The 12,593-nt window shown below is 67.4% G+C and carries 20 protein-coding genes; all 20 read left to right on the forward strand.

Going from position 1 to position 12,593, the window contains the following annotated elements:
* Positions 1-9: 9 nt before the first annotated feature.
* Entirely contained in the window at positions 10-165 is a 156-nt protein-coding gene (locus LV79_RS07715; RefSeq protein ID WP_253833562.1) for a DUF397 domain-containing protein, read from the forward strand.
* 3 nt (positions 166-168) lie between these two features.
* Positions 169-318 (forward strand): DUF397 domain-containing protein, encoded by a 150-nt coding sequence (locus LV79_RS07720; RefSeq protein WP_253833564.1) that lies wholly within the window; start codon positions 169-171, stop codon positions 316-318.
* An 880-nt stretch (positions 319-1,198) separates the two neighbouring features.
* Positions 1,199-1,573 (forward strand): 30S ribosomal protein S12, encoded by a 375-nt coding sequence (rpsL, locus tag LV79_RS07725; protein ID WP_092777655.1) that lies wholly within the window; start codon positions 1,199-1,201, stop codon positions 1,571-1,573.
* Position 1,574: 1 nt separating this feature from the next.
* Complete coding sequence (rpsG, locus tag LV79_RS07730; RefSeq protein WP_026424116.1) at positions 1,575-2,045, forward strand: 30S ribosomal protein S7; 471 nt, start codon at positions 1,575-1,577, stop codon at positions 2,043-2,045.
* A 66-nt stretch (positions 2,046-2,111) separates the two neighbouring features.
* Complete coding sequence (fusA, locus tag LV79_RS07735) at positions 2,112-4,217, forward strand: elongation factor G (protein ID WP_253833565.1); 2,106 nt, start codon at positions 2,112-2,114, stop codon at positions 4,215-4,217.
* Between the two features lie 135 nt (positions 4,218-4,352).
* Complete coding sequence (tuf, locus tag LV79_RS07740; protein ID WP_092777659.1) at positions 4,353-5,546, forward strand: elongation factor Tu; 1,194 nt, start codon at positions 4,353-4,355, stop codon at positions 5,544-5,546.
* Positions 5,547-5,880: 334 nt separating this feature from the next.
* Positions 5,881-6,186, forward strand: coding sequence for a 30S ribosomal protein S10 (gene rpsJ / locus LV79_RS07745; RefSeq protein ID WP_003938093.1), 306 nt, complete (start codon positions 5,881-5,883; stop codon positions 6,184-6,186).
* Positions 6,187-6,221: 35 nt separating this feature from the next.
* Positions 6,222-6,872, forward strand: a complete 651-nt coding sequence (gene rplC, locus LV79_RS07750) for a 50S ribosomal protein L3 (RefSeq protein WP_253833567.1) — start codon at positions 6,222-6,224, stop codon at positions 6,870-6,872.
* A complete protein-coding gene (gene rplD / locus LV79_RS07755) occupies positions 6,872-7,561 on the forward strand; it encodes a 50S ribosomal protein L4 (RefSeq protein ID WP_253833569.1) in 690 nt (229 codons plus the stop codon). Before rplC ends, rplD begins: the two co-directional genes overlap by 1 nt.
* Positions 7,558-7,857, forward strand: a complete 300-nt coding sequence (gene rplW, locus LV79_RS07760; RefSeq protein ID WP_018682831.1) for a 50S ribosomal protein L23 — start codon at positions 7,558-7,560, stop codon at positions 7,855-7,857. Before rplD ends, rplW begins: the two co-directional genes overlap by 4 nt.
* A gap of 14 nt (positions 7,858-7,871) precedes the next feature.
* The gene (gene rplB / locus LV79_RS07765) at positions 7,872-8,708 is read left to right on the forward strand and encodes a 50S ribosomal protein L2 (RefSeq protein WP_092777665.1); all 837 of its coding nucleotides are present in this window, start codon (positions 7,872-7,874) and stop codon (positions 8,706-8,708) included.
* 16 nt (positions 8,709-8,724) lie between these two features.
* Entirely contained in the window at positions 8,725-9,006 is a 282-nt protein-coding gene (rpsS, locus tag LV79_RS07770) for a 30S ribosomal protein S19 (RefSeq protein ID WP_092777667.1), read from the forward strand.
* A 50-nt stretch (positions 9,007-9,056) separates the two neighbouring features.
* Entirely contained in the window at positions 9,057-9,485 is a 429-nt protein-coding gene (gene rplV, locus LV79_RS07775) for a 50S ribosomal protein L22 (protein WP_092777669.1), read from the forward strand.
* Positions 9,486-10,310 (forward strand): 30S ribosomal protein S3, encoded by an 825-nt coding sequence (rpsC, locus tag LV79_RS07780; RefSeq protein ID WP_253833571.1) that lies wholly within the window; start codon positions 9,486-9,488, stop codon positions 10,308-10,310.
* Positions 10,311-10,314: 4 nt separating this feature from the next.
* A complete protein-coding gene (rplP, locus tag LV79_RS07785; protein ID WP_253833573.1) occupies positions 10,315-10,734 on the forward strand; it encodes a 50S ribosomal protein L16 in 420 nt (139 codons plus the stop codon).
* Positions 10,734-10,979 (forward strand): 50S ribosomal protein L29, encoded by a 246-nt coding sequence (gene rpmC / locus LV79_RS07790; protein ID WP_253833575.1) that lies wholly within the window; start codon positions 10,734-10,736, stop codon positions 10,977-10,979. The genes rplP and rpmC overlap by 1 nt, the downstream gene beginning before the upstream one ends.
* Positions 10,976-11,266, forward strand: coding sequence for a 30S ribosomal protein S17 (rpsQ, locus tag LV79_RS07795; RefSeq protein WP_253833578.1), 291 nt, complete (start codon positions 10,976-10,978; stop codon positions 11,264-11,266). Before rpmC ends, rpsQ begins: the two co-directional genes overlap by 4 nt.
* 72 nt (positions 11,267-11,338) lie before the next feature.
* Positions 11,339-11,707 carry a 50S ribosomal protein L14 gene (gene rplN / locus LV79_RS07800; RefSeq protein ID WP_018682823.1) on the forward strand — a complete coding sequence of 123 codons (369 nt, stop codon included), beginning with the start codon at positions 11,339-11,341 and terminating at the stop codon, positions 11,705-11,707.
* A 1-nt stretch (position 11,708) separates the two neighbouring features.
* Complete coding sequence (gene rplX, locus LV79_RS07805) at positions 11,709-12,026, forward strand: 50S ribosomal protein L24 (RefSeq protein WP_253833580.1); 318 nt, start codon at positions 11,709-11,711, stop codon at positions 12,024-12,026.
* A 2-nt stretch (positions 12,027-12,028) separates the two neighbouring features.
* Positions 12,029-12,592, forward strand: coding sequence for a 50S ribosomal protein L5 (rplE, locus tag LV79_RS07810; RefSeq protein WP_253833582.1), 564 nt, complete (start codon positions 12,029-12,031; stop codon positions 12,590-12,592).
* The last annotated feature ends 1 nt before the right edge of the window (position 12,593 follow it).

Here is a 12,593-nt window from a genome sequence, read left to right on the forward strand (position 1 = left end):
GAGGCCCCCATGACCCACACCTGGCGCAAGTCCACCCGCAGCAACAACGGCACCGACTGCGTCGAAGTCCGCAACGACCTCACGGCTGTCCGCGACTCCAAGAACCCCACCGGCCCCACCCTGCCGGTCGACCTCCAGTCCCTGGTCCGCCACCTCAAGGGGTAGGTCATGACCTGGCGCAAGTCGACCCGCAGCAGCAACGGCAGCAACTGCGTCGAGGTCCGCAACGACCTCACGGCGCTCCGCGACTCCAAGAACCCCACCGGACCCGAGTTGCCCGTCGATCTCCAGTCCCTGGTCCGCTACCTCAAGGGTTGACCGCGCGGTGGCCCCTGATCGCCTCAGGGGCCACCGAGGTCGTGACCGAAGCAGCGTCGGCACGCCAGCAGGGGAGAGCGCGGACCCGCTCGGTCGCGCACCTGCCACCCCTCTGCAAACACGATGAGGGGGTCGGCAGGTTTGCCTGGAGGGCAAGCGCGACAGGGGAACCCAGCTCGGCTAGTTCCGGTGCGTCTCCACGGACTTCCGCGTCGACCACATCGCCAAGTCGGCCACGGCGCTCATCTGGTTGCCGGACTTCGTGGCGGGCGCCTACATCGCGGCCAGGTTCCACGGGGAGGCTGAACCGTGGGAAATGATCACCACAGGCCACGTTGTCGACGTGATCAGCCTCTGAACAGCGCGAAACCCGGGGTCCCACGACGACGCGGGCACGTTCCCGGGTTCACTTCTGCCGCATCCGCAGATCGACAGCTTGTACGGTCGAGGCTAGCCGAGATCGCTCGGCTCATCAACTCGACGGCCGCGCTGACTGAGAGCGACGCCACACCACCGGGTGCTTTCGGGGCCTCGTTCGGGTGGACCAGCGGCGGGGCCGGTTGGGTACCCCCGTTTTGACCTCCCCGTCACGACCGGGGTATCTTTGCTACTCGTGCCCGACCCATGTCGGGTCGGTCCGTGTGCCTGTGCCGCGCGGTCCGCTCAGACGTCCAGCCCCCTGGATGTCGCCGGGTGGACTCCTGCCAGTCACGCCGGAGTTCCTCCCGAACCCCGCTGGGATGGTTTTCTTCCCGTGCGGGTGCCGCGAGAGAGGGCGACACGCCCGACCTCGGGGGGTGGGCGGAGCAGCAGGAACCGCAAGTACACAGTGCCTTCGGCGCCCTCGCGGGGTGTCGAGAGTTAAAGAGAAAGCCGGTCTATGCCCACGATCCAGCAGCTGGTCCGCAAGGGCCGCCAGGACAAGGTCGCCAAGCAGAAGACTGCGGCTCTCAAGGGGAGCCCGCAGCGGCGTGGCGTGTGCACGCGCGTGTACACCACCACCCCGAAGAAGCCCAACTCCGCGCTCCGCAAGGTCGCTCGCGTCAAGCTGACCAGCGGCATCGAGGTCACGGCGTACATCCCTGGTGAGGGCCACAACCTGCAGGAGCACTCGATGGTGCTCGTGCGCGGCGGTCGTGTGAAGGACCTCCCGGGTGTTCGCTACAAGATCATCCGCGGCTCGCTGGACACGCAGGGCGTGAAGAACCGCAAGCAGGCGCGCAGCCTCTACGGCGCGAAGAAGGAGAAGAGCTGACATGCCCCGTAAGGGACCGGCCCCGAAGCGGCCGCTGATCTCCGACCCGGTGTACAGCTCGCCGCTGGTCACCCAGCTCATCAACAAGGTGCTCAAGGACGGCAAGCGCTCGGTCGCCGAGCGCATCGTCTACGGCGCCCTCGAGGGTGCCCGCGACAAGACCGGCACCGACCCGGTCGTCACGCTCAAGCGCGCGCTCGACAACGTGAAGCCCACCCTCGAGGTGAAGAGCCGCCGCGTCGGTGGCGCCACCTACCAGGTGCCGATCGAGGTCAAGCCCGGTCGCTCGACCACGCTGGCGCTGCGCTGGCTGGTGTCGTTCTCCCAGGCCCGCCGCGAGAAGACGATGATCGAGCGGCTGATGAACGAGCTGCTCGACGCCTCCAACGGTCTTGGCGCCAGCGTCAAGCGCCGCGAGGACACGCACAAGATGGCTGAGTCCAACAAGGCCTTCGCCCACTACCGCTGGTGATCACGGGCGTCCGCCATCCGGCGGACGCCTCAGCGGCGCCGTAGCTCAAGGACAGGGGAAGAACCCGTGGCACTCGACGTGCTGACCGACCTGGCCAAGGTCCGCAACATCGGGATCATGGCCCACATCGACGCGGGCAAGACCACGACGACCGAGCGGATCCTCTTCTACACGGGGATCAGCTACAAGATCGGCGAGGTGCACGACGGCGCCGCGGTCATGGACTGGATGGAGCAGGAGCAGGAGCGGGGCATCACGATCACCTCGGCTGCCACCACCTGCTACTGGAAAGACCACCAGATCAACATCATCGACACCCCCGGGCACGTCGACTTCACCGTCGAGGTGGAGCGGTCGCTGCGGGTGCTCGACGGTGCCGTGGCGGTGTTCGACGGCAAGGAGGGTGTCGAGCCCCAGTCCGAGCAGGTCTGGCGGCAGGCGTCCAAGTACGACGTGCCGCGCATCTGCTTCGTCAACAAGATGGACAAGCTCGGCGCCGACTTCTACTTCACCATCAAGACCATCTCCGAGCGCCTCGGTGCCAAGCCGCTGCCGATCCAGATCCCGATCGGGTCCGAGGGCGACTTCATCGGCGTCGTCGACCTGGTCGAGATGCGGGCGCTGACCTGGCGCGGTGAGGTCAAGAAGGGCGAGGACTACGCGATCGAGGAGATCCCCGCCGACCTGCAGGAGCTCGCGGACAAGTACCGCGACGAGCTCCTGGAGGCCGTCGCGGAGACCAACGACGAGGTGATGGAGCTCTACCTCGGCGGCGAGGAGATCTCGGTCGAGCAGATCAAGACCGGTATCCGCAAGATCGTCACCGACGCGACCGCGTACCCGGTGCTCTGCGGCTCGGCGTTCAAGAACAAGGGCGTGCAGCCCATGCTCGACGCCGTGATCGACTACCTGCCGTCGCCGCTGGACGTCCCCGACGTCGAGGGCACGCTGCAGGACGGCGAGACCAAGGTGACCCGCAAGCCCAGCGTGGACGAGCCGTTCTCCGGGCTGGCCTTCAAGATCGCCGCGCACCCGTTCTTCGGCAAGCTGACCTACGTCCGCGTCTACTCGGGACGGGTCGCCTCCGGTGCCCAGGTCATCAACTCGACCAAGGACCGCAAGGAGCGCATCGGGAAGCTCTTCCAGATGCACGCCAACAAGGAGCAGCCGGTCGACGAGGCCATCGCCGGGCACATCTACGCCGTCATCGGGCTCAAGGACACCACCACCGGTGAGACCCTGTCCGACCCGGCGAACCCGATCGTGCTCGAGTCGATGACCTTCCCGGACCCGGTCATCCAGGTCGCCATCGAGCCCAAGACGAAGGCCGACCAGGAGAAGCTGGGCACCGCGATCCAGAAGCTGGCCGAGGAGGACCCCACCTTCAAGGTCAGCCTGGACGAGGAGACCGGCCAGACGATCATCGCGGGCATGGGCGAGCTCCACCTGGACATCCTGGTGGACCGCATGCGCCGCGAGTTCAAGGTCGAGGCCAACATCGGCAAGCCGCAGGTGGCCTACCGCGAGACCATCCGCAAGACGGTCGAGAAGCTGGACTACACCCACAAGAAGCAGACCGGTGGGTCGGGCCAGTTCGCGAAGGTCGTCATCAAGCTCGAGCCGCTCGACACCACGACCAGCGACGGCGCGCTCTACGAGTTCGCCAACGGGGTCACCGGTGGCCGCGTCCCGCGCGAGTACATCCCCTCGGTCGACGCCGGTGCGCAGGACGCCATGCAGTACGGTGTTCTCGCCGGTTACCCGCTCGTGGGGCTGAAGCTGACGCTGCTCGACGGTGCCTACCACGAGGTGGACTCCTCCGAGATGGCGTTCAAGGTCGCCGGTTCCATGGCGCTCAAGGAAGCGGCCCGCAAGGCCGGTCCGGTCATCCTGGAACCGATGATGGCGGTCGAGGTGACCACGCCCGAGGACTACATGGGCGAGGTCATCGGCGACCTCAACTCCCGCCGCGGCCAGATCCAGGCCATGGAGGAGCGCAGTGGGGCCCGCATCGTCAAGGCGCTGGTTCCGCTGTCTGAGATGTTCGGGTACGTGGGCGACCTGCGGTCCAAGACCCAGGGCCGAGCCAACTACTCGATGGTGTTCGACTCCTACGCCGAGGTTCCCGCGAACGTGGCGAAGGAAATCATCGCCAAGGCGACGGGGGAGTAATCCCCTACCCGCGTGAAGCGGGGCCACCCGGCCCCGCCGCCCCGCAACAGACCCAGATAGCCGCTCCCTGGTCGGGCAGATAATGTCCGGCCTGGGAAGTGGAACAGAGCAAATCCAGTCCAGGAGGACAGTCCAGTGGCGAAGGCCAAGTTCGAGCGGACCAAGCCGCACGTCAACATCGGCACCATTGGTCACATCGACCATGGCAAGACCACGCTGACCGCGGCCATCTCCAAGGTCCTGCACGACAAGTACCCCGACCTGAACCCCTTCACGCCGTTCGACGAGATCGACAAGGCGCCGGAGGAGAAGCAGCGCGGTATCACCATCTCCATCGCGCACATCGAGTACCAGACGGAGAAGCGCCACTACGCGCACGTCGACTGCCCGGGTCACGCCGACTACGTCAAGAACATGATCACCGGTGCGGCGCAGATGGACGGCGCCATCCTGGTGGTCGCGGCGACCGACGGCCCGATGCCGCAGACCCGTGAGCACGTGCTGCTCGCCCGCCAGGTCGGCGTGCCCTACATCGTGGTCGCGCTGAACAAGGCCGACATGGTCGACGACGAGGAGATCCTGGAGCTCGTCGAGCTCGAGGTCCGCGAGCTGCTGTCCGCTCAGGACTTCCCGGGTGACGACCTCCCGGTCGTGCGCGTCTCCGCGCTCAAGGCCCTCGAGGGCGACGCCGAGTGGGGCGCCCGCCTCATCGAGCTCATGGACGCCGTGGACGAGAGCATCCCGGAGCCCGAGCGCGACGTCGTCAAGCCCTTCCTCATGCCCGTCGAGGATGTCTTCACGATCACCGGCCGCGGCACTGTCGCGACCGGTCGCATCGAGCGCGGCATCATCAACGTGAACGAGGAGGTGGAGATCGTCGGCATCAAGGAGAAGGCGCAGAAGAGCACCGTCACCGGTGTCGAGATGTTCCGCAAGCTCCTCGACCAGGGTCAGGCCGGTGACAACGTCGGTCTGCTGCTGCGCGGCATCAAGCGCGAGGACATCGAGCGCGGCCAGGTCATCGTGAAGCCGGGCACCACGACCCCGCACACCGAGTTCGAGGCCCAGGTCGTCATCCTGAGCAAGGACGAGGGCGGCCGTCACACCCCGTTCTTCAACAACTACCGCCCGCAGTTCTACTTCCGCACCACGGACGTGACCGGCGTGGTGACCCTCCCCGAGGGCACCGAGATGGTCATGCCGGGCGACAGCACGGGCATGACGGTCAACCTGATCCAGCCGATCGCGATGGACGAGGGCCTGCGCTTCGCCATCCGCGAGGGTGGCCGCACCGTCGGCGCCGGTCGGGTCGTCAAGATCCTCAAGTAGTGCCACCGGGGGGTCGGACCAGTCGGTCCGACCCCCCGATTTGGATCGTCGCACCTGCGTGTGGCATCCTTCATGGGTTGCTCGTCGCGGGGCGGCCGGGTTGTACGTACCGGCCGCCTCCGCGTGAGAGCTGAGGTCCTTCGACCTCTCTAGACACCAGATGCTCGGCTAGCCCAAGGATTTCGTCCAAGGGACCGCCATGCGAAACGGGCGCGACACGCCCGACCGCGTGGACCGGGAGCCGCAGGATCGCACGATGTGAACAGGGAAGCGGCGCGGTTCGGCCTGACAGGTCTGCCGACATCGCAACGAACTAGAGGAACGGCAAGCCACCATGGCGGGACAGAAGATCCGCATCCGGCTCAAGGCCTACGACCACGAGGCGATCGACGCGTCCGCGCGAAAGATCGTGGAGACCGTGACGCGCACTGGCGCGCGGGTCGTGGGGCCAGTGCCGCTGCCCACGGAGAAGAACGTCTACTGCGTCATCCGCTCGCCGCACAAGTACAAGGACTCGCGCGAGCACTTCGAGATGCGCACGCACAAGCGTCTCATCGACATCCTCGACCCGACCCCGAAGACGGTCGACGCGCTCATGCGCATCGATCTGCCTGCGAGTGTCGACGTCAACATCCAGTAAGCGTGCGGCGCTGAGCGGCGGAGAGAAACACAGTCATGTCTGACAGGCAGATGAAGGGAATCCTGGGCACCAAGCTCGGGATGACCCAGGTCTTCGACGAGAACAACCGGATCGTCCCGGTCACCGTCGTCAAGGCGGGACCCAACGTGGTCACGCAGGTGCGCACCCAGGAGACCGACGGCTACGTCGCGGTCCAGCTCGCGTACGGCGCCATCGACCCGCGCAAGGTGAACAAGCCCGAGGGCGGGCACTTCACCAAGGCCGGAGTCACCCCGCGCCGGGTACTCGCTGAGCTGCGCACCACCGACGCCGCGTCCTACGAGCTCGGCCAGGAGATCACCGCTGAGGTGTTCGAGGCGGGCCAGGTGGTCGACGCGACCGGTACGACCAAGGGCAAGGGCACCGCGGGTGTCATGAAGCGCCACGGCTTCAAGGGCCTCGGCGCTTCCCACGGCACCCAGCGCAAGCACCGCTCGCCCGGCTCCATCGGCGGCTGCGCCACCCCGGGCCGCGTCTTCAAGGGTCTGCGCATGGCTGGCCGCATGGGCCACGTGCGCGTCACCACCCAGAACCTCACGGTGCACCAGGTGGACGCCGAGTCCGGCCTGATCCTGCTCAAGGGTGCCGTTCCCGGCCCCAAGGGCGGTCTGGTGTTCCTCAAGACTGCCGCGAAGGGCGGTGCCTGATGACCAGCGTTGACATCAAGGCCCCGGGCGGTAAGACCGACGGCAGCGTCGAGCTGCCCGCCGAGGTCTTCGACGTCCAGGCCAACGTGCCGCTGATGCACCAGGTCGTGGTGGCCCAGCTCGCCGCGGCCCGCCAGGGCACGCACTCCACCAAGACCCGCGGCGAGGTCGCGGGCGGTGGCAAGAAGCCGTACCGCCAGAAGGGCACCGGCCGCGCCCGCCAGGGCTCGACCCGCGCGCCGCAGTTCGTCGGCGGTGGCGTCGTGCACGGCCCGCAGCCGCGCGACTACACCCAGCGGACCCCCAAGAAGATGAAGGCCGCCGCGCTGCGCGGTGCCCTCTCCGACCGGGCGCGCGCAGGCCAGGTGCACGTGGTGACCGGCCTGGTCGACGGGGACACCCCGTCCACCAAGACCGCCCGGCTGCTGCTGGAGTCGATCACCAGCGCCCGTCGCGTGCTGGTCGTGCTGACCCGCGACGAGGACGTCGCCTGGGTGTCGGTGCGCAACCTGCCGCACGTGCACGTGATCGCGCCCGACCAGCTCAACACCTACGACGTGCTGGTCAACGACGACGTGGTGTTCACCAAGGCCGCCTACGACGACTTCCTGTCCCGGCCGGTCAAGGTCGCCAAGGCCCGCGCCACCTCGGCCGAGGCCGCGGCGGAGAAGTCCGAGGAGGACAAGTGATCCCCGACCCCCGAGACATCCTTCTCGCGCCGGTGATCTCCGAGAAGTCCTACGGGCTGCTCGAGGAGAACAAGTACACCTTCGTGGTGCACCCCGACGCCAACAAGACCGCCATCAAGATCGCGGTGGAGAAGGTTTTCGGCGTCAAGGTCGTCAGCGTCAACACGTTGAACCGCAACGGCAAGCGCAAGCGCACCCGCACCGGGTACGGCAAGCGCAAGGACACGAAGCGGGCAATCGTGACGCTGTCCGCCGAGAGCAAGCCGATCGAGATCTTCGGCGGCCCGGCCGCGTAAGGGACTGAGCAGACATGGGTATCCGCAAGTACAAGCCGACGACCCCGGGTCGTCGCGGCGCCAGTGTCTCGGACTTCGCCGAGATCACGCGGTCGACGCCGGAGAAGTCGCTGATCCGTCCGCTGCACGGACGGGGCGGTCGCAACGCGCACGGCAAGATCACCACCCGGCACAAGGGTGGCGGTCACAAGCGCGCGTACCGACTGATCGACTTCCGGCGCAACGACAAGGACGGCGTGCCCGCCAAGGTCGCGCACATCGAGTACGACCCCAACCGCACCGCGCGCATCGCGCTGCTGCACTACGCCGACGGCGAGAAGCGCTACATCATCGCGCCGAACAAGCTGTCGCAGGGCGACCCGATTGAGAACGGCCCCCGCGCCGACATCAAGCCGGGCAACAACCTGCCGCTGCGCAACATCCCGGTCGGCACCGTGATCCACGCGATCGAGCTCCGCCCCGGTGGCGGCGCGAAGATCGCGCGGTCCGCGGGCACCAGCGTGCAGCTGGTCGCCAAGGACGGCCCCTACGCGCAGCTGCGCATGCCGTCCGGCGAGATCCGCAACGTCGACGTGCGCTGCCGCGCCACCGTCGGCGAGGTCGGCAACGCCGAGCACTCCAACATCAACTGGGGCAAGGCGGGCCGCATGCGCTGGAAGGGCCGCCGCCCGACCGTCCGCGGTGTCGCGATGAACCCGGTCGACCACCCGCACGGTGGTGGTGAGGGCAAGACCTCCGGTGGTCGCCACCCGGTGAACCCGGCCGGTAAGCCCGAGGGCCGCACCCGCAGCCGCAAGAAGGCCAGCGACAAGATGATCGTCCGCCGCCGCCGTACCGGCAAGAAGCGCTGAGCAGGAGGTTAAGACAATGCCACGCAGCCTGAAGAAGGGCCCGTTCGTGGATGACCACCTGCTCAAGAAGGTGGACGTCCTCAACGAGTCCGGCAAGAAGACCGTCATCAAGACCTGGTCGCGTCGCTCCACGATCATCCCCGACATGCTGGGGCACACGATCGCGGTGCACGACGGCCGCAAGCACGTCCCGGTGTTCGTCTCCGAGGCCATGGTCGGGCACAAGCTGGGCGAGTTCGCCCCGACCCGCACCTTCAAGGGCCACATCAAGGACGACCGCAAGGCCCGTCGCCGCTAGTCGGCGGCTCGATCACCAGAGCAAGCTAGAAGAGAGCAAGGGAAGCAGCGATGAACGCCCGTAACGATGCCGAGGCGCAGGAAGAGTTTCCGCGCGCCGTGGCTCGGGCTCGCTACGTTCGCGCCACGCCGATGAAGGTGCGCCGCGTCGTCGAGCTCATCAGGGGACGTAGCGCCAGCGAGGCCCTGGCCGTGCTCCGGTTCGCGCCGCAGGCAGCCAGCGACCCGGTGGCCAAGGTGCTCGCGAGCGCCGTCGCCAACGCAGAGAACAACCTCAACCTCGACCCCGACACCCTCTGGGTGGCCGTGGCGTACGTGGACGAGGGCCCGACGCTGAAGCGGTTCCGGCCGCGCGCCCAGGGGCGGGCGTACCGGATCCGCAAGCGCACGAGCCACATCACGGTCGAGGTGGAGTCGCGTCCGGTGGTGGCCAAGCAGGCGCCCAAGCGCCGGACGAGCACGAAGGGTGGTGCCCGCTAGATGGGGCAGAAGATCAACCCGCACGGCTTCCGACTCGGCATCACCACCGATTGGCGGTCGCGCTGGTACGCGGACAAGCAGTACGCGGAGTACGTCGCTGAGGACGTGAAGATCCGCAAGCTGCTGTCCAAGGGCATGGAGCGCGCGGGCATCTCCCGCGTGGAGATCGAGCGCACCCGGGACCGGGTCCGCGTCGACATCCACACCGCCCGCCCGGGCATCGTCATCGGTCGCCGCGGCGCCGAGGCGGACCGGATCCGCGGCGAGCTGGAGAAGCTCACCAAGAAGCAGGTGCAGCTCAACATCCTCGAGGTCAAGAACCCCGAGGCGGACGCCCAGCTGGTGGCCCAGGTCACCGCCGAGCAGCTGTCCAACCGCGTGTCCTTCCGCCGCGCGATGCGCAAGGCCATCCAGTCGGCCATGCGCTCCCCGCAGGTCAAGGGCATCCGGGTGCAGTGCGGTGGCCGCCTCGGTGGCGCCGAGATGTCGCGCTCCGAGCACTACCGCGAGGGCCGCGTCCCGCTGCACACGCTGCGCGCCGACATCGACTACGGGTTCTTCGAGGCCCGTACGACCTTCGGTCGCATCGGCGTCAAGGTGTGGATCTACAAGGGTGAGGTCGTCGGCGGTCGTCGCGAGTCCGACACCCGCTCGGCCGCGCCGGACTCCCGCCGCGAGCCGCGTCGCGAGCGCCCGAACCGCGCTCGCCGCTCCGGTGCCACCGGCACCACCGCCACCAGCACCGAGGCGGGCCGTGCGGCCGCCGAGGCGCAGACCAAGGTCGACGCCCCCGCGGCGGAGACCGCTTCCAACGGGGAGGGCTAGACCCATGCTGATCCCCCGCAGGGTCAAGCACCGCAAGCAGCACCACCCGAAGCGGTCGGGTGCTGCCAAGGGCGGCACCCGGGTCACCTTCGGCGAGTTCGGCATCCAGGCGCTCGAGCCCGCGTACGTGACCAACCGGCAGATCGAGTCCGCGCGTATCGCCATCAACCGGCACATCCGCCGCGGTGGCAAGGTGTGGATCAACATCTTCCCGGACCGGCCGCTGACCAAGAAGCCCGCCGAGACCCGCATGGGTTCCGGCAAGGGTTCCCCGGAGTACTGGGTGGCCAACGTCAAGCCGGGTCGCGTCGTCTTCGAGATGAGCTTCCCGAACGAGCAGGTCGCGCGCGAGGCGCTGCGTCGCGCCATCCACAAGCTCCCGATGAAGTGCCGGATCGTCACGCGTGAGGGTGGTGACTTCTGATGGCGGCGGGAACCACGACGACGGACCTGCGTGAGCTGACCGACGAAGAGCTGGTGCTGCGTCTGCGCGAGGCGAAGGAAGAGCTGTTCAACCTCCGCTTCCAGATGGCGACCGGGCAGCTGGACAACAACCGCAGGCTGCGGACCGTCCGGCACGACATCGCCCGGGTCTACACCGTGATGCGCGAGCGCGAGCTCGGACTGTCGGCGTCCCCGGACGCTTCCAGCAATGAAGGTGCCGCATGAGCGAGAACGAGACCGTGACCGAGACCGAGGTCGCCGAGCGCAACACCCGCAAGGTCCGCGAGGGCCTCGTGGTGTCCGACAAGATGGACAAGACCATCGTCGTCGCGCTCGAGGACCGCAAGAAGCACCCGCGCTACGCCAAGGTCCTGCGCTCCACCACCAAGGTGAAGGCGCACGACGAGGCGAACACCGCGGGTGTCGGTGACCGGGTCCTGCTGATGGAGACCCGCCCGCTGTCGGCGACCAAGCGCTGGCGGCTGGTGGAGATCCTCGAGAAGGCCAAGTAGTACGCAGACAGCTAGGCCGAGCCTGTCAGGTCGGAAATCTGGCAGGCCACGAATGGTCAGGGAGTTGAGCAAGTGATCCAGCAGGAGTCGCGGCTGCGCGTCGCCGACAACACCGGTGCGAAGGAAATCCTTTGCATCCGTGTTCTCGGTGGCTCCGGCCGCCGCTACGCGGGTATCGGCGACATCATCGTCGCCACCGTCAAGGACGCGATCCCCGGTGCCGGTGTGAAGAAGGGTGACGTCGTCAAGGCGGTCATCGTCCGCACCGTCAAGGAGCGTCGCCGCCCCGACGGTTCCTACATCCGCTTCGACGAGAACGCGGCCGTCCTCATCAAGAACGAGGGCGAGCCCCGCGGGACCCGCATCTTCGGCCCGGTGGGCCGCGAGCTGCGCGACAAGAAGTTCATGAAGATCATCTCGCTGGCGCCGGAGGTGCTCTGACATGAAGATCAAGAAGGGTGACACCGTCGTTGTCATCTCGGGCAAGGACAAGGGTGCGAAGGGCAAGGTCATCCAGGCCTACCCCACCACCAACAAGGTCCTCGTCGAGGGTGTCAACCGGATCAAGAAGCACACCCGGATCTCGCAGACCCAGCGGGGCGCGCAGTCCGGCGGCATCGTGACCCAGGAAGCCCCCATCCACGTCAGCAACGTGATGCTCGTGTCCGACGGCAAGGCCGTCCGGGTCGGCTACGCGTTCAACGACGACGGCCGCAAGGTCCGCGTGGCCCGCGGCAAGGGCAACGGGAAGGAGATCTGATCATGACTACCACTGAGAAGGTCATCCCGCGGCTCAAGACCCGCTACCGCGAGGAGATCATCACCTCGCTGCGGGGCGAGTTCGACTACGCCAACATCATGCAGATCCCCGGCGTGGTGAAGGTCGTCGTCAACATGGGTGTCGGTGACGCCGCCCGCGACGGCAAGCTCATCGAGGGCGCCGTCCGCGACCTGGCCACCATCACCGGCCAGAAGCCCGAGGTCCGCAAGGCCCGCAAGTCCATCGCGCAGTTCAAGCTCCGCGAGGGCATGCCGATTGGCGCGCGCGTGACGCTGCGCGGCGACCGCATGTGGGAGTTCCTCGACCGCCTGCTGACGATCGCACTGCCCCGTATCCGCGACTTCCGCGGCCTCTCGGGCAAGCAGTTCGACGGCAACGGCAACTACACCTTCGGTCTCAACGAGCAGTCCATGTTCCACGAGATCGACCCCGACTCCATCGACCGGCAGCGCGGCATGGACATCACCATCGTGACCACCGCGACCAACGACGAGGAGGGCCGGGCGCTGCTCAAGCACCTGGGCTTCCCCTTCAAGGAGCAGTGAT

This window comes from Actinokineospora globicatena (assembly GCF_024171945.1).
In the GTDB taxonomy this organism is placed as follows: domain Bacteria; phylum Actinomycetota; class Actinomycetes; order Mycobacteriales; family Pseudonocardiaceae; genus Actinokineospora; species Actinokineospora globicatena.